Raw genomic sequence first — 16437 nt, forward strand, 5'->3', positions numbered from 1 at the left:
CGGGCGGCGTCGGTACGCTGGCCATTTCCATGGTCGAAAAGCCGGTGCCGGCAGCCGGTCAGATGCGGGTGCGGGTGATGGCAGCCGGGCTGAATCGTGCCGATATTGTGCAGCGCGAAGGGCATTATCCGGCTCCTGCCGGGGCATCGCCGATTCTGGGGCTGGAAGTCGCCGGCGTGGTAGACGAGATTAACGGCCCGTCGCGCTTTCAGCCTGGCGATGAAGTATTTGGTCTGTTGCAGGGCGGCGGTTATGCCGACTATGCCTTGCTGGATGAGGCGCTGGCTATCCCCAAGCCGGATGCCATGAGCTGGGCGGAGGCGGCCAGCCTGCCTGAAGTGTGGATGACCGCATGGCTTAATCTGGTGGAAGTGGCGGCCTTGCAAGCCGGAGAGCGCTTTTTGGTGCATGCCGGTGCCAGCGGTGTCGGCTCTGCCGCCATACAGTTGGCGTGCCTGTTAGGCGCCGAAGCGCTGGCCAGTGCCAGTGCCGATGAAAAGCTGGAATTTTGCCGCAGCCTGGGGGCGACTCAGGTATTCAATGGCCGGCGTGACACTGCTTTTGCCGCGCAGCTTAAGGCGCAGGGCGGGGTGGATGTTATTCTGGATCCGGTAGGCGGCAGTTATTTTCGCGAGAATCTGGCCTGTCTTAATCCGGACGGGCGTCTGGTGGTAATAGGCGTGATGGGCGGGCGCAGCGCTGAGCTGAATCTGGGGCTGCTGCTGGTCAAGCGTTTGCGCATTATGGGTTCGACGCTGCGCAGCCAGCCACTGGTGGTGCGTGCGCGTCTGGCGCGGGCGCTGGAAGAGACGATTTTGCCGGCACTGGCTGACGGAAAATTGAGGGTAACGCTGGACAGTGTGTACCCGCTATCGGCGGTGGCGGATGCGCATCTGTATATGGAAGGCAACAGTAATCTGGGGAAAGTGGTGCTGGATGTGTCGTAATTAATGCTTTTGTAATTATTATCGGCTATCTTGTTACTCGGAAGGCATGAGGCTTTCTGATTTGGTATGGATGGGATTCGGGCGACGGCAACGTCGCCCATTTTTTTGGCCGGAGCAAGTGAGGTGTACTTGACTCCGGCTATATCAGGCGGCGGGTGCCAGCGCCTCGATCAGGGCGACTTCCTGGGTGTAGGACAGTGCCTTGAGCTTGCTCAGCAGGGCTTCGGCATCCACCTGATGCTCGTGATCCAGATCCTCATCCAGAATACGCGCCTCTACCGCCAGCCACAGGCCGCGGCAAGCCGATGCGCCTTCAAAGTGTATGCCCTTGAGTACGGCAGCAATCAGTTGCAGCTCGTTGTCGGCAAAGCGGCGCGACAACAGCAATTGCTCGCGGCGGATGATTTCTGCGTAGCGCTCCAGCATTTCGTGGGTGCGTGCATCCATTTCGCCATGCAGGCTGTCTGTGGCCGCTTGAGCCTCATGCGCGGCACTGGCTGCGGCAACCACGCGCGCAGGATCGAACCACGCTTCGATTTCCGGTGCCAGCAAAGGCAATTCCTGCTGCCAGGCGTGATAAAGATCATCGCGAAAACGCGCATTGTCGGTAAAGGACAACTCGTCGAACGGCATCATGGGCGCGAGGCCACTGCCCAGTTTTTCACGTCCGATCAGGATGTTGCCATCCTTGTCCTTGCTCACCGTTGTACGCCAGTGGCTGTTTTCGCCCGTGGCCAGATTGTCTACCATGACTTCGATGCAAGGCAGTGCGCATTCGCTGTCGTCACCTTCGGTCACAAAGTGCAGGGTGATGTCGAACATCTCGTGTTTTTTCAGTTCCAGTAACTGCAAGCCGTCATTGTGGCCGGCAAGGATGAACAGGCCGTCAGTTTCGTAAACGGCCACGTCGTGTTCGCTCTTGGCCGGTTTGATCAGGCGGGCGGATAGCTGTTCCGCCAGCGTGTTGATGTCCTGGGTGGCGGCCAGATTGTGGGTTTTGAGGTTGAAACCGCTACGGTAACCTGCGTGTTGGTGCCAAAGGGCATTCCAGTCGTACATGATGTTTTTCCTGTGTTTTTTAGGGGTGTCAGAGCGTATCCGGATCTAATGTCGGATCAGGTATCTGCCTGACGCGAATAGAAAATTTGGGGAAACGCGCGATGCGTGATACCATCGCCCCCTAATTTTTCGCCCCACTTCTGTATAAGCAGAGACAATGACCCGACAAATTCGCAACATCGCTATTATCGCTCACGTTGACCATGGCAAGACGACTCTGGTTGACCAATTGCTTCGCCAGTCCGGCACTTTCCGCGACAACCAACAGGTTGTCGAGCGTGTTATGGACAGCAATGACCTCGAAAAAGAACGCGGCATTACCATTCTTTCCAAGAATACTGCCATCGAATATGAAGGCGTACACATCAATATCGTGGACACTCCGGGACACGCCGACTTCGGTGGTGAAGTAGAGCGCGTACTGGGCATGGTAGACGGTGTTGTGCTGCTGGTGGATGCCGTTGAAGGCCCGATGCCACAGACCCGCTTTGTGACCAAGAAGGCACTGGCACTGGGTCTGCGTCCTATCGTGGCGATCAACAAGATCGACCGTCCGGGCGCACGTCCGGACTGGGTGGTTGACCAGACGTTTGACCTGTTCGACAAGCTGGGCGCGACCGACGAGCAGCTCGACTTCCCGATTATCTACGCATCCGGCCTGAACGGCTTTGCCAAGCTGGAACTGGAAGAAGAGTCGGACAATATGCGTCCGCTGTTCGAAACCGTGCTCAAGCATGTGCCTACCCCTTCGGGCGACCCTGAAGCTCCGCTGCAGCTGCAAATTTCCGCACTCGACTACTCGACCTATACCGGTCGTCTGGGTCTGGGCCGCGTACTGAACGGCCGTATCAAGCCGGGTCAGGTTGTGGTTGTAATGAACCACGAAGAGCAGGTTGCACAAGGCCGCATCAACCAGGTGTTGGGCTTCAAGGGTCTGGAGCGCGTGCCGGTTGAAGAAGCCGAAGCCGGCGACATCATCACCATCTCCGGTCTGGACGATATCGGTATCGGTGTGACCATCTGCGACCGTGATGCCCCTGTCGGCATGCCGGTTCTGGGTGTGGACGAGCCTACCCTGACCATGGACTTCATGGTGAACACCTCGCCACTGGCCGGTACCGAAGGCAAGTTTGTGACTTCGCGCCAGATTCGCGACCGTCTGACCAAAGAGCTGCTGACCAACGTTGCGCTGCGTGTGGAAGACACCGAAGACGCGGACATCTTCCGCGTATCCGGCCGTGGTGAACTGCACCTGACCATTCTGCTGGAAAACATGCGTCGTGAAGGCTTTGAAATGGCCGTGGGCAAGCCGCGTGTCGTGTTCAAGGACATCGATGGCGAGAAGTGCGAGCCATATGAAAACCTGACCGTAGACGTGGAAGACACCACTCAGGGCGCCGTAATGGAAGAACTGGGTCGTCGCCGTGGCGAACTGACCAATATGGAATCCGATGGCCATGGCCGTACCCGCCTCGAATACCATATCCCTGCGCGTGGCCTGATCGGCTTCCAGGGCGACTTCATGACCATGACCCGTGGTACCGGCCTGATGAGCCATGTGTTTGATGACTACGCACCGGCTAAAGCCGATATGCCTGGCCGTCACAACGGTGTGCTGATTTCGCAGGATAACGGTGTGGCTGTTGCTTACGCCCTGTGGAAGCTGGAAGATCGCGGTCGTATGTTCGTGTCGCCAGGCGACAAGCTGTACGAAGGCATGATCATCGGTATCCATAGCCGCGACAACGATCTGGTGGTGAACCCGCTCAAGGGTAAGCAGCTGACCAACGTGCGTGCTTCCGGTACCGACGAAGCCGTGCGTCTGACCACGCCGATCAAGATGACGCTCGAGTCCGCTGTCGAATTCATCGACGACGACGAAATCGTTGAAATCACGCCGCAAAACATCCGTATGCGTAAGCGCTTCCTGCAAGAGCACGAGCGCCGCAAGAACCGCAACGCCTGATCGTTACGGTGATGCAAAAAAACCCGGTTCAATGAACCGGGTTTTTTCATATCCGGGCAGAGGACCGGTTATGTGCGCATCACTTTGCCGCCTGTGGAATCAGGGAAATGCCCAGCGCGTCGATATAAGTGCCCTTGACCTGGTCGCCTACCTGGATCCGCTTGAGCTGCTCCGGATCCTCTATTTTCAGCGTCAGCTTGCGCGAGACTCCCTTGAGTTCGATGGTGTGGGCTTTGAGGTTTACCTTGACCACATCCGCCATCACGGTCGTCTTCTTTGCGATCACGCCAGCTGGTGCGCTGCCTTCTTCGGCACGACCCGCTTCCACGGTGTCTACGCGGGTGCGTACGCCAGCGCCGCCCTTTTTGAGTTCCAGTGTCAGCGCCTCGAGCAGTTTAGCCTGAACCTTGTCGCCCACCCTGATTTGCGCAAAGTTGCGTACATCGGGGCCGGCTACGACTTGACGCAACTGACCGTTCGTCCCTTGCAGGGTCAGGGTACGTGTGGCGGTATCGATGGCCGTCACAGTCGCCTCCAGCTTCAGCTCGCCGGCGACGATGGCCTTACCCGGCAGTGTGGCAAAGGCAACGCCGGCATCGGTAGCCATCGCGATACTGGCCATTAGCGACAGCAGCAATGCGCTGAGTATTTTCTTGAGTTGCATGGGTAGTTCCTCTTCGGGTATGGCGCTTGACGGATTGATTGCCTAAATGCCAGCTATCAGCCGACACAAGTGAGTGGCTTTATGAATTACCCAGCTCGTATTATTTATAAGGCATGAATTGAAGGTGCGCAAAATCTAATTTGCTGGCAATGCACTACGGGGGACAGCTGGATGACGCTAGAGCAGGATCAGCAGGCCGGCGGTCATGCCGACCAGGGTAGCGGCAAAGGTCGGCAGGCAGCGCAGCGCCAGCGTGCGCCCGCCAAGGGAAGCAATCAGGCCGAACTTGAAGGCGCTATTGGCGGTGATGGCCAGCAGCATGGCGACGATCAGGCTGTGTTCGTCTATCTGTGCCTTGCCCAGCATCTGGTACAGCGTCAGTGTGATGGCATCCACATCGTTCAGGCCGCTGATCAGGGCCACAAAATACACGCCCTTGCTGCCGAATAGATCATTAAGCCAGGCGCTAAGAAACAGCACCAGCGCAAACAGGGCGGCAAAGCCCAGTGCCAGCCGCAATTGGGTCGGGTTTTGCAGTTCGGGCGTGTGTTGCGGATGCGGTGCATCACCACCGCGCAGCATCAGCGCGGTGGCAATCAGCCCTAATAGCAAGGCTGGCAGCAGCAAGGTGGCCACGGCCTGCAAGGCCGAGGGCATGACCACGGCCGTCACCAGTGTCAGGCGGGCAAACAGCACCAGATTGGCCAGCAGAATGACCCGGCTTGCCAGTGCCAGCGATGCCGGGCGGGCATGCGCTTCGCGGGCATAGACCAGCGTGGTGGCAGTGGAGGAAACCAGTCCGCCCATCACGCCCAGTATGGTGGCGCCAAAGCGGGTGCCGAAAATCTTCAGCGCCAGAAAGCCGGCCAGCCCGACTCCCACGATCAGCACGACCAGCAGCCACACCTGATACGGGTTGAAGGCGCGGTAAGGGCCGAAATTCTGGTCGGGCAGCAGCGGCAAAATGATAAAGGTCAGCGCGCAAAATTGCAGGATGGACAACAGATCGCGCCGCGACAGTTCGTGCGACAGGCTGGACAGCTCGCGTTTGAGATAAAGCAGCAAGGTGGTCAGAACCCCCAGCGCGATGGCCAGCCGGACTTCCTCGTGCCAGACCAGTATGCCAAGACCGTAGCTGATAAACAGCGCGGCCTGGGTGGTGGTGCGCGAGTCGCGCAGGCGCTCGGGAGGCGAGGGCAGAAAGCTCAGGCTGCCGACCAGAATCAGGCCGATAGCCGGTAGCCACAGGGTCTGGGTGCGCTGCGCCAGCATGGCCAGCAAAGTGCCGAGAAAGGCGGTCAGGGCAAAGGTGCGGATGCCGGCGATGGTGTCGGACTTGCGCTCGCGCTCGATGCCGATAAACAGGCCGATGGCAATGCTGGTGGCGAATAAGGGCAGGGTTTCGAACGGGGTGCCTGCAAGGCGCAGCCAGTGGTTGATGGGTATATCGACCATGGCTGCGCCCTGTCTTTATTGCGGTTTGAGCCGCAAGCGTATGGATGCTTCGATGCCGGCAGCGTCAAGGCCGCAGGATGCCAGTTGCTGGGCGTGGTCGCCATGGTCGACAAAGTCGTCGGGCAGGCCCAGTTGTAAGACTGGCGTGGCAAGCTGAGCGGCTTCCATGGCTTCGATACAGGCCGAGCCCGCGCCGCCCATGATGACGTTTTCTTCCACGGTAACGATCAGGCTGTTGCCTTGCGCCAGCGTGCGCACCAGTTCAGCGTCCAGTGGTTTGACAAAGCGCATGTCGGCGACGGTGGCGTCCAGCGCTTCGGCCGCAGCCAGCGCCGGCGTGACCATGCTGCCAAAAGCCAGAATGGCGATGCCAGACTTGCCTTCGCGCAACAGGCGCCCCTTGCCCAGCGGCAGAGCGCACATGTCCTTGATGACTTCGGCGCCGCAGCCGGCACCGCGCGGATAGCGCACTGCGGTCGGGGTGTCGAGGGTGAAGGCCGTATACAGCATCTGGCGGCACTCGTTCTCGTCGGATGGCGCCATCACCGTCATGTTTGGAATGCAGCGCAGGAAGGACAAGTCAAACGCGCCGCCATGGGTCGGTCCGTCGGCGCCGACCAGACCGGCGCGGTCGATGGCGAACACCACTGGCAGGTTTTGTAGCGCCACATCATGGATCAGCTGGTCATAGCCGCGCTGCAAGAAGGTGGAATAGATGGCGACCACAGGCTTCATGCCGTCGCAAGCCATGCCGGCGGCGAAGGTGACCGCGTGCTGTTCGGCAATGGCGACATCGAAGAAGCGCTCGGCATGCTCGCGCGCAAAGCGCACCATGCCCGAGCCCTCGCTCATGGCCGGGGTGATGCCGACCAGACGGTGGTCCTTTTTCGCCATATCGCACAGCCAGTCACCGAATACCTGGGTGTAGCTGGGCTTGCCACCGCTTTTGCCGGCAGCGAGGCCGCTTTCCGGGTCAAAGCGGGAGACGCCGTGATAGGCGATCGGGTCTTTTTCCGCCAGCTTGTAGCCCTGACCCTTCTTGGTGACGATGTGCAGGAATTGCGGGCCTTTTAGGCTCTTGATGTTCTTCAGCGTCTCGACCAGCGTGTCGAGATCATGGCCATCTATCGGGCCGATATAGTTGAAGCCGAAAGCCTCGAACAGGGTGCTCGGGGTCAGCATGCCCTTGACGTGTTCTTCGACCTTGCTTGCCAGCTCGCGTACCGGCGGCACAATGCCCAGCACCTTGCTCGAGCCTTCGCGCACGCTGCTGTAAAAGCGGCTGGACAAAAGCTTGGCCAGATAGTTGTTGAGCGCGCCTACATTGGCCGAGATCGACATATCGTTGTCGTTAAGCACCACCAGCAAATTGGTGTCCATGGCACCGGCGCTGTTCAGCGCTTCGAAGGCCTGACCTGCGGTCAGTGCGCCGTCGCCGATAATGGCCACACAGCTGCGGTCTATCTTCTGTGCCTTGGCGGCCACCGCCATGCCCAGTGCCGCACCGATGCTGGTGGAGCTGTGGCCGACGCCGAAGGTGTCGTAGGGCGATTCTTCGCGCTTGGGAAAGCCTGCGAGGCCGTCTTTCTGGCGCATGCTGCCCATGCGGGCACGCCGTCCGGTCAGGATCTTGTGCGGGTAGGTCTGGTGGCCCACATCCCAGACCAGCCTGTCGTCCGGTGTGTTGAATACATAGTGCAGGGCAATGGTCAGCTCGATACTGCCCAGGTTGGAGGCCAGATGGCCGCCGGTCTGGCTGACCGAGTCCAAAAGGAAGGCGCGCAGCTCGCGTGCCAGTTGCGGCAACTGGGTGCGTGTCAGGCGGCGCAGGTCGGCCGGCGTGTCTATGGTGTCAAGCAGGGCAGTTGTGGTCATCTGTTGCTGTTCAGAAAGAGCGCTCGACGATGTAGCGGCCAAGCTCCCTGAGTCTTGCGGCTTTGCCGGCGAAGGGTTCGAGCGCGTCAAAGGCATCACTGGAGAGTTCACGGGCAAATTCGCGTGCACGGGCAAGTCCCATCAGGCTGACGTAAGTCGGTTTATCGTTGGCGGCATCCTTGCCGGCCGTTTTGCCTAGCGCCTGGCTATCGGCATCGACATCCAGCACATCGTCGACCACCTGAAAGGCGAGGCCGATGCACTTGGCGAAGTGGTCCAGCCGCGCCAGCTCATCGCTCGTTAAAGGCGTGCCGGCTTGTGCGCCCAGCATGACCGCCGCGCGAATCAGCGCGCCGGTCTTCATCAGGTGCATATATTCCAGCTCGGGCAGCGACAGCTCCAGGCCGACGCTGGCCAGGTCGATGGCCTGGCCGCCAGCCATGCCGGCGTGGCCCGACGCGCGTGCCAGTGTCTGCACCAGCGCAAGCTGGGTGGCGGGTTCTATGTCTGCCATAGGCTGCGATAGCAGATCGAAGGCCAGGGTTTGCAAGGCATCGCCGGTCAGCAGCGCAGTGGCCTCGTCAAACGCCACATGGCAGGTCGCCTTGCCGCGGCGCAGCACATCGTCGTCCATGCACGGCATATCGTCGTGCACCAGCGAGTAAACATGAACCAGTTCGACAGCAGCGGCAATGCGCGCCAGATTGTCTGCGCTGGCACCGCACAGCTCGCCAGCGGCGTAGACCAGTAAAGGCCGGGCACGCTTGCCGCCTTCCAGCGTGCTGTAGCGCATGGCACTGTGCAGGGTTTGCGGCGCGTGGGCGGCATCCGGCAACAGCCTGGCCAGCGTCAGCTCCATCTCCTGCTGTACGCAGGTCATCCAGTGGCTAAAATTTTCAGCTTGCATCGGGCAGGACCAGCGGCTTGAGTTCGTCGTTTTCCAATACTTTGAGTTGCTGCTCGGCGTCGGCCAGCTTGGCCTGGCAGAACTTGATCAGTTCGGTACCTTGCTTGTAGGACGCCAGCGCGCCCTCCAGTGGCATGTCGCCGCTTTCCATGGCCTGAATGATTTCTTCCAGCTGGGCGAGGGCGCTTTCGAAACTGGCAGCGGTTTTGGCGGCTCTGGCCATTTCGTCATTCCTTGTGCATCAATACGATTTTGCCGCCTATTGTAGGGGCAACGCCCTGTCCTGCCTAGCAAGGGGCGTTGCCTGCGGCTGCCGGTCGCGTGGCTTAAGCCGTGTGTTCGCGCTTGGGGAAGGCCAGCGAGAGCAGGACCGATCCGATGATGACGACAAACACAACGCTGAGCGAAATCGCCGTTGGAATGTGGAATACCTTGACGATCAACATCTTGATGCCGATAAAAGTCAGCACCACGGCGAGGCCGTATTTGAGCAGATGGAAGCGGTCAGCCACATCCGCCAGCAGGAAATACATCGCGCGCAAGCCGAGAATGGCGAAAATATTCGAAGTCAGCACGATGAACGGGTCGGTGGTAACGGCGAAAATAGCCGGAATACTATCGACGGCAAACACCACATCCGACAGTTCTATCATCACCAGCACCAGGAACATCGGTGTGGCGTAGCGCAGGCCATCCTTGACGATAAAGAATTTTTCACCGTGCATCTGGTCGGTCATGCGGATATGGCGGCGCAGGAACTTGAGGATGGGGTTGTCGGCCAGGTCGGCTGCTTCTTCCTTTTCCGGTAGCATCATTTTCAGGCCGGTAAACACCAGGAAGGCGCCGAAGATATACAGCACCCAGGCGAATTCCTTTACCAGTGCCGCGCCCACGCCGACCATGACCGCACGCAGGATGATGGCGCCGAACACGCCATAGACCAGCACGCGGCGCTGATACTCGGGCGGCACCTTGAAGTAGGCGAAAATCATCAGGAACACGAAGATGTTGTCGACTGCCAGCGATTTTTCGATCACATAGCCGGTGAGGAACTCCAGCGTTTTCTCATGGGCGATGGCCGGGCCGAAGGCCGGGTCCAGCTTGAGATCCCAGTACAGCCAGGCCGCGACCGATAGCGCAACCGTGACCCAGACGCAGGACCAGGCCAGCGCCTCCTTGACGCCCACCTTGTGCGCGCCTTTTTTATTGAGTGCGACAATGTCGACCGCCAGCATGATAAGCACGGCGATGAAAAATACGCCGTAGAAAAAGGGCGAGCCGATATCCGGCATGGCCTGTTGCATAGTGAAATTCCTGTGTGAATGCTTTGTGCAGCAAAGGCGTATTTTGGTGTAGTGTGCGCGCTCTGGCTAGTAGCAAAAATGCATAGATTGTAAAGAGATGAAAACTATTCTGATTTCCGGCTGCTCGAGCGGCATCGGTTATGCGGTGGCGCATGGCCTTAAAAGCCGTGGCTGGCGTGTTTTTGCCACCTGCCGTCAGGCCGAAGATGTAGCCCGCCTTGCCGGCGAAGGGCTGGAGGCGCTTCATCTGGATGTGGATGACAGCGCCAGCATCCATGCCTGTGTCGCTGAAGTGCTGTCCCGCACCGGCGGCAAGCTGGATGCACTATTTAATAATGCCGGTTACGGCCAGCCCGGTGCTTGCGAGGATGTGCGCCGCTTTGCCATGCGTGCGCAGTTTGAAACTAATCTGTTTGGCGCGTGGGAGCTGATGAATGCCGTGCTGCCGGCCATGCGCGCTCAAGGACACGGCCGCATTCTCTATAACAGTTCGGTACTGGGCTTTGCCGCGATGAAGTACCGTGGGGCCTACAACGCCAGTAAATATGCGATGGAGGGCTTGTGCGACACGTTGCGGCTGGAGCTCTTGGGTAGCGGCATCCATGTCAGCCTGATCGAGCCAGGGCCGATTGTCAGCCGCTTTCGTCCTAATGCACTGGCAAAATTTCTGCAGAATATCGATATCGAGGCAAGCTGCCACCGCGCGGCTTATGAGGCGCAGTTGGCGCGGCTGCAAAAGCCGGGCCCGGCTGCGCCGTTTACCTTGCCCGAGTCGGCGGTGCTGGATGCCGTGCTTAAGGCGCTAGCGGCGAAGCGGCCCGCAGCCCGTTACCGGGTGACGGTGCCGACCCATCTGTTCTGGTTTTTGAAGCGCATCCTGCCGACGCGGGTACTGGATGCGCTGCTCGGGCGCGCCGCCTGAGCATTTTGCTATGCAGAACGCCCCGTCAGGCTGAGCCTGACGGGGCGTTTTTCTGATAGTTGGCGCTTAGAGCGTATTCACGATCTCGCGAGCTAGCGCGAGACAAGGCGAAAACGGCTGAGAAGGCGGAGTGTACATACGGTACATGAGCATTTCGAAGCCGTTTTTAACGCCGTATCGCTGACGCGCAGCAAATCGTGAACAGGTTCTTAGCTCTGGCTGCTGATTGCGCCGGATGGCAGCTTGTCTTCACCTGCGATACAGGCGGCGGCGGTGAACAGCACATCGGTGGACGAATTCAGCGCGGTCTCGGCCGAGTCTTGCAGCACGCCGATGATAAAGCCGACGGCGACCACCTGCATCGCGATATCGTTGGAGATGCCGAACAGGCTGCAAGCCAGCGGGATCAGTAGCAGCGAGCCGCCGGCCACACCGGATGCACCGCAGGCGCACACGGCAGCAACGACGGAGAGCAGCAGTGCGGTCGCCACATCTACCGCGATACCCAGCGTATTAACGGCGGCCAGCGTCAGCACGGTGATGGTGATGGCCGCGCCGGCCATATTGATGGTGGCGCCCAGCGGGATGGAGACCGCGTAGGTATCTTCATGCAGGCCCAGCTTCTCGCACAGTTCCATGTTCACCGGAATATTGGCAGCCGAACTACGGGTAAAGAAGGCGGTGATGCCGCTTTCCTTCAGGCAGGTGAAAACCAGCGGGAACGGATTTTTGCGTATTTTCCAGAACACGATCAGTGGGTTGAGTACCAGTGCCACCAGCAGCATGCTGCCTATCAGAACCGCCAGCAGTTGGGCATAGCCCCACAGAGCGCCAAAACCGGTGGTGGCCAGCGTGGAGGCAATCAGACCGAAAATGCCCAGCGGGGCAAAGCGGATGATGATGTGCACGATAAAGGTGATGCCGTAGCTGAGGTCATGCACCACCAGCTTGGTGGTGTCCGACGCATGGCGCAGCGCAATCCCCAGTGCGATGGCCCAGGCCAGAATGCCGACAAAGTTGGCGGTCAGCAGCGCATTGACCGGATTGTCGACCACATTCATCAGCAGGGTCTTGAGGACTTCGGTGATGCCGCCCGGTGGCGACAGTTCGCCGCTATGCGAAACCAGCGTCAGCATGGTCGGAAAGGCAAAGCTCATCATCACCGCCACCAGCGCGGCGGAGAAGGTGCCAAGCAGGTACAGCACCAGAATCGGACGGATATGGGTGGGCTGGCCTTTTTTATGGTTGGCAATGGAAGCGGCCACCAGCACAAACACCAGTATCGGTGCCACGGCTTTCAGGGCGCTGATAAACAGCGAACCCAACAGGCCTGCCGATTTGGCGGCTTCCGGTGCCACCAGGGTGAGGACCACGCCAGCGACGAGGCCGAGCAGGATCTGGCTGACGAGCGAGCCATGGGTGATATAGCGGATCAGGCGATGCATGTTTTTCCTTTGTACCCGGCTTGTGCAGCATGGCGGCGCAAGCCTGTTGTTGTCGTTCTCCGGATGGCCGGACTGTGCCGGCCTTGATTCCAGATGGATGGGAAGGCCAGTCTAGCCGCAAAAGTGCATGGCTTGGAAGTGCCTGTATACATTAGATTGTTTTTTGTCGCCTATAAGACAAGTCGTCACGCGACATGGTGTGTCCGCTGTGCCGGCAAGACGGGGCACGCTGCGGTGCGCTATAATCGGCGTCATTTTTTCGCATTTTCACTAGACACCTGACACGACCATGGAACTTGCCAAAAGCTTTGAACCGGGCGACATCGAGCGCCGCTGGTACGACACCTGGAACCAGGCCGGCTACTTCAAGCCGAGCATGGATACCTCCAAGCCTTCTTTCTGCATCCAGCTGCCGCCGCCTAACGTCACCGGCACGCTGCATATGGGCCATGCCTTCAACCAGACCATCATGGATGGCCTGACCCGCTACTACCGCATGAAGGGCGACAACACGCTGTGGGTGCCGGGCACCGATCACGCCGGTATCGCTACCCAGATCGTCGTCGAGCGCCAGCTGGCCGAGCAGGGCGTATCGCGCCATGACCTGGGCCGCGACGCGTTTATCGGCAAGGTGTGGGAGTGGAAGGAAAAGTCCGGCGGCACCATCACCAGCCAGATGCGCCGCGTCGGCTGCTCGGTGGACTGGGACAAGGAATACTTCACCATGGACGACAAGATGTCGACCGCGGTGACCGAAGTCTTCGTGCGCCTGTTCGAACAGGGCCTGATCTACCGCGGCAAGCGTCTGGTGAACTGGGACCCGAAACTGGCTACCGCCGTGTCCGACCTCGAAGTGATTTCCGAGGAAGAAGACGGCAAGATGTGGCATATCCGCTATCCGGTGGTTGGCTCCGACGACGTGGTGGTGGTTGCCACCACCCGTCCGGAAACGCTGCTGGGTGACGTCGCCGTCGCCATCAATCCGAGCGACGAGCGCTACCAGCATCTGTTGGGCAAGCAGCTTGAGCTGCCGCTGACCGGGCGCACCATCCCGGTGATTGCCGACGACTACGTCGATGCCGCCTTCGGTACCGGCTTCGTCAAGATCACCCCTGCGCATGACTTCAACGACTATCAGGTCGGCAAGCGCCACAACACCCAGCTGATCAATGTGATGAGTCTGGAAGCCACCATGCTGGCCAAGGCACAGGTGTTCGGCTTTGACGGTACGGCGCAGGGCGGTTTCGACCTGCCGGCCGCCTACGCAGGCCTGTCCACCAGCGAAGCCCGCAAGGCGATGCTGGCCGATCTGGAAGCCGCTGGTCTCTTGGTGGAAACCAAGCCGCACAAGCTGATGGTGCCGCGCGGCGACCGTACCGGTTCGGTGATCGAGCCTTTGCTGACCGACCAGTGGTTTGTCGCCATGACCAAGGTGGGCGAGGGCGATGCTACCGGCAAGAGCATCACCCAGAAGGCCATCGACGCGGTGGAATCGGGCGAAGTGCGCTTTGTGCCGGAAAACTGGGTCAACACCTACAACCAGTGGATGAACAATATCCAGGACTGGTGTATCAGCCGCCAGCTGTGGTGGGGCCACCAGATCCCGGCCTGGTACGACGAAGACGGCAAGGCCTATGTCGGCCGCACGCTGGAAGAAGTGCAGGCACAGGCGCCGGGCAAGACCCTGCGCCGCGACGAAGACGTGCTCGACACCTGGTTCTCGTCGGCACTGGTGCCATTCTCCAGCCTGGGCTGGCCGAACGAAACGCCGGAACTGAAAGCTTTCGTGCCGTCGCAGGTGCTGGTCACCGGCTACGAGATCATCTTCTTCTGGGTTGCCCGGATGATCATGATGACCACCCACTTCCTGGGCAAGGTTCCGTTCAAGGACGTCTACATCCACGGCATCGTGCGCGACCACGAAGGCAAGAAGATGTCCAAGTCCGAGGGCAACGTGATCGACCCGGTCGACCTGATCGACGGCATCGACCTGCCACGCCTGACCGAAAAGCGCACCACCGGCCTGCGCCGCCCGGAAAAGGCCCCGCAGATCGCCAAGGCCACCGAAAAGCTGTTCCCCGAAGGCATCCCGGCCTACGGCACCGACGCGCTGCGCTTCACCATGGCCAGCTACGCGAGTCTGGGTCGCTCGGTCAACTTCGACTTCAAGCGCGCCGAAGGCTACCGCAACTTCTGCAACAAGCTGTGGAACGCCACCCGCTACGTGATGATGAACGTCGAGGGCAAGGACTGCGGCCAGGACGAAACCCTGCCGCTGGAATACAGCTTCGTCGACCAGTGGATCATCGGCCGTTTGCAGCAGGCCGAAGCCGATGTCACTCAGGCGCTGGAAACCTACCGCTTCGACCTCGCCGCGCAGGTGATCTACGAGTTCGTGTGGAACGAGTACTGCGACTGGTATCTGGAACTGAGCAAGGTCCAGCTGCAAAACGGCAACGAAGCGCAGCAACGCGCCACCCGCCGCACCCTGGTGCGCGTGCTGGAAGTCGCGCTGCGTCTGACCCACCCGATCATGCCGTTCATCACTGAAGAGCTGTGGCAGACCGTTGCCCCGCTGGCCAACGCCAAGAACAGCGAATCTATCGTGATCGCTGCCTGGCCGGTGGCTGTGCCTGAAAAAATCAATGCCGCATCCAATGCGCGCATGGACGCTTTCAAGGACATGGTCAACGCGGTGCGCAACCTGCGCGGCGAAATGAACCTCGGCCCGGCGGTGAAAGCGCCGCTGTTTGTCGAAGGTGCCGACGACTGCGCCGACTTCCTGCCTTATATCAAGCTGTTGTGCCGCATTTCGGAAGCGTCGATTGTCACCGCATTGCCGGCCGATAGCGATGCACCGGTCGCCATTTCGGGCAATGCACGCATGATGCTGAAGGTGGAAATCGACAAGGCCGCCGAAAGCGCGCGTATCAACAAGGAAATCGGCAAAACCGAAGCCGAACTGGCACGCCTGAACGGCAAGCTGGAGAAGCCGGGCTATATCGACAAGGCGCCGGCGCATCTGGTCGAGCGTGATAAGGCTCAGTTGGCCGAATTTAGCGATAAGCTGGACAAGCTGAAGGCGCAGCTGGTGAAGCTGGCTTAATAGCCGATCATTGCATTTGAGCAAGCCCCCGCTGTTAAGTCATGGCGGGGGCTTTTCTATTTCTTGGGGAAAGGTGGTGGGGCGTGCCGGATAAAGAAATTTTGGATGAGTTTAAATTACCTTGCTGGTTGATCTGGGCCCGTAGCGTGCTGTCTTATTGGTCCGAGCGTCGTCGAGCGACTTGCTCTTCAGTATTGGCCCTGTTTCTGGGCTATGCGTTGGCCTCATGGCTGATAGACGATAGGTGGTTGTCTGGGGCGGCGTCCATCGTTGGCTCGCTTGGATTGGTGCTAATGCTTAAGCATTATTTGCTTGCATCGATTGAGTCGGAAAAAATATTGATGGAGGATGAGTCGGAAGTTGCGCAATGCGGTGATCCCGATAAATGGGTGCGAGATCCAGCCGTTTTTGCGATGGCTGTAGACAAGAAAGCGGACGAGATGGTGGGCGTTTTGCTTACGCTTTTGGGTACGCTTATTTCTGGGTTCGGCTTCTTGATACCACTTGCTGATTTTTCGTTAATGTCGGTTTGGTTATCGAGGCCCTGAGTATGTGGCGTAGTTGGTAAGTGGTAAATCTTTTGTGTCCGCTTCGCGGGCATTTTTGAATGCCGCTTCCGCGCGGCGGACTGGGCCATTTCTTTTGTTTCGCCAAAAGAAATGGCCGAAAGAAAAGGCGACCCGAAGCCGCTTCGAAACCCCGCGCCAAAGCCGCCCGCCAAGGCGCCGCCCAACTCGCGATTCGCTAGCGTCGAATCGCTCAGACAAAGGGCGGCTTAAAACCTTGG

Annotated in this window: 13 protein-coding genes; 5 read left to right on the forward strand and 8 right to left on the reverse strand. The window is 59.4% G+C overall.

The genetic code is table 11. The features are described from left to right. Window positions 1-947 (forward strand): NAD(P)H-quinone oxidoreductase (locus EGI20_RS05495; protein ID WP_498630311.1); only part of this gene is annotated, 947 nt, incomplete at its 5' end. Window positions 948-1091: 144 nt separating this feature from the next. Here EGI20_RS05495 and EGI20_RS05500 read toward each other — a convergent pair. Next, on the reverse strand, window positions 1092-2006 hold the full coding sequence (locus EGI20_RS05500; protein ID WP_498630313.1) for a hypothetical protein: 915 nt from the start codon (window positions 2004-2006) through the stop codon (window positions 1092-1094). A 157-nt stretch (window positions 2007-2163) separates the two neighbouring features. Here EGI20_RS05500 and typA point away from each other — a divergent pair, with 157 nt between their 5' ends. After that, complete coding sequence (typA, locus tag EGI20_RS05505) at window positions 2164-3972, forward strand: translational GTPase TypA (RefSeq protein WP_498630315.1); 1809 nt, start codon at window positions 2164-2166, stop codon at window positions 3970-3972. Between the two features lie 79 nt (window positions 3973-4051). Here the strand turns inward: typA and EGI20_RS05510 are convergent, their stop codons facing one another. From EGI20_RS05510 to EGI20_RS05535, 6 genes are all read right to left on the reverse strand, one after another. Beyond that, the gene (locus EGI20_RS05510; protein ID WP_498630317.1) at window positions 4052-4636 is read right to left on the reverse strand and encodes a hypothetical protein; all 585 of its coding nucleotides are present in this window, start codon (window positions 4634-4636) and stop codon (window positions 4052-4054) included. A 177-nt stretch (window positions 4637-4813) separates the two neighbouring features. After that, window positions 4814-6091: an MgtC/SapB family protein gene (locus EGI20_RS05515; RefSeq protein WP_498630319.1), complete on the reverse strand. Its 1278-nt coding sequence runs from the start codon at window positions 6089-6091 to the stop codon at window positions 4814-4816. 15 nt (window positions 6092-6106) lie between these two features. After that, the gene (gene dxs, locus EGI20_RS05520; RefSeq protein WP_498630321.1) at window positions 6107-7966 is read right to left on the reverse strand and encodes a 1-deoxy-D-xylulose-5-phosphate synthase; all 1860 of its coding nucleotides are present in this window, start codon (window positions 7964-7966) and stop codon (window positions 6107-6109) included. A 10-nt stretch (window positions 7967-7976) separates the two neighbouring features. After that, window positions 7977-8873 carry a polyprenyl synthetase family protein gene (locus EGI20_RS05525; RefSeq protein ID WP_498630323.1) on the reverse strand — a complete coding sequence of 299 codons (897 nt, stop codon included), beginning with the start codon at window positions 8871-8873 and terminating at the stop codon, window positions 7977-7979. After that, window positions 8863-9096 carry an exodeoxyribonuclease VII small subunit gene (locus tag EGI20_RS05530; protein WP_124734316.1) on the reverse strand — a complete coding sequence of 78 codons (234 nt, stop codon included), beginning with the start codon at window positions 9094-9096 and terminating at the stop codon, window positions 8863-8865. Before EGI20_RS05530 ends, EGI20_RS05525 begins: the two co-directional genes overlap by 11 nt. 103 nt (window positions 9097-9199) lie before the next feature. Continuing rightward, window positions 9200-10177, reverse strand: a complete 978-nt coding sequence (locus tag EGI20_RS05535) for a TerC family protein (protein WP_498630325.1) — start codon at window positions 10175-10177, stop codon at window positions 9200-9202. A 97-nt stretch (window positions 10178-10274) separates the two neighbouring features. Here EGI20_RS05535 and EGI20_RS05540 point away from each other — a divergent pair, with 97 nt between their 5' ends. After that, window positions 10275-11099, forward strand: a complete 825-nt coding sequence (locus tag EGI20_RS05540; RefSeq protein WP_498630327.1) for an SDR family oxidoreductase — start codon at window positions 10275-10277, stop codon at window positions 11097-11099. 209 nt (window positions 11100-11308) lie between these two features. Here the strand turns inward: EGI20_RS05540 and sstT are convergent, their stop codons facing one another. Then, on the reverse strand, window positions 11309-12544 hold the full coding sequence (gene sstT / locus EGI20_RS05545; RefSeq protein WP_498630329.1) for a serine/threonine transporter SstT: 1236 nt from the start codon (window positions 12542-12544) through the stop codon (window positions 11309-11311). A gap of 289 nt (window positions 12545-12833) precedes the next feature. Here sstT and EGI20_RS05550 point away from each other — a divergent pair, with 289 nt between their 5' ends. Both EGI20_RS05550 and EGI20_RS05555 read left to right on the forward strand, forming a co-directional pair. After that, window positions 12834-15650, forward strand: a complete 2817-nt coding sequence (locus EGI20_RS05550; protein WP_498630331.1) for a valine--tRNA ligase — start codon at window positions 12834-12836, stop codon at window positions 15648-15650. Between the two features lie 83 nt (window positions 15651-15733). Further along, window positions 15734-16198, forward strand: coding sequence for a hypothetical protein (locus tag EGI20_RS05555; RefSeq protein ID WP_498630332.1), 465 nt, complete (start codon window positions 15734-15736; stop codon window positions 16196-16198). Window positions 16199-16437 lie beyond the last annotated feature (239 nt).

The organism is Aquitalea sp. S1-19, from assembly GCF_024343515.1.

Bases quoted from the DNA above. Each gene is read 5' to 3' on its own strand.
- dxs (WP_498630321.1), bottom strand. From the start codon at position 7,966: ATGACCACAACTGCCCTGCTTGACACCATAGACACGCCGGCCGACCTG.
- EGI20_RS05535 (WP_498630325.1), bottom strand. From the start codon at position 10,177: ATGCAACAGGCCATGCCGGATATCGGCTCGCCCTTTTTCTACGGCGTA.
- typA (WP_498630315.1), top strand. From the start codon at position 2,164: ATGACCCGACAAATTCGCAACATCGCTATTATCGCTCACGTTGACCAT.
- EGI20_RS05540 (WP_498630327.1), top strand. From the start codon at position 10,275: ATGAAAACTATTCTGATTTCCGGCTGCTCGAGCGGCATCGGTTATGCG.
- EGI20_RS05525 (WP_498630323.1), bottom strand. From the start codon at position 8,873: ATGCAAGCTGAAAATTTTAGCCACTGGATGACCTGCGTACAGCAGGAG.
- EGI20_RS05500 (WP_498630313.1), bottom strand. From the start codon at position 2,006: ATGTACGACTGGAATGCCCTTTGGCACCAACACGCAGGTTACCGTAGC.
- EGI20_RS05510 (WP_498630317.1), bottom strand. From the start codon at position 4,636: ATGCAACTCAAGAAAATACTCAGCGCATTGCTGCTGTCGCTAATGGCC.
- EGI20_RS05515 (WP_498630319.1), bottom strand. From the start codon at position 6,091: ATGGTCGATATACCCATCAACCACTGGCTGCGCCTTGCAGGCACCCCG.
- EGI20_RS05530 (WP_124734316.1), bottom strand. From the start codon at position 9,096: ATGGCCAGAGCCGCCAAAACCGCTGCCAGTTTCGAAAGCGCCCTCGCC.
- EGI20_RS05550 (WP_498630331.1), top strand. From the start codon at position 12,834: ATGGAACTTGCCAAAAGCTTTGAACCGGGCGACATCGAGCGCCGCTGG.
- sstT (WP_498630329.1), bottom strand. From the start codon at position 12,544: ATGCATCGCCTGATCCGCTATATCACCCATGGCTCGCTCGTCAGCCAG.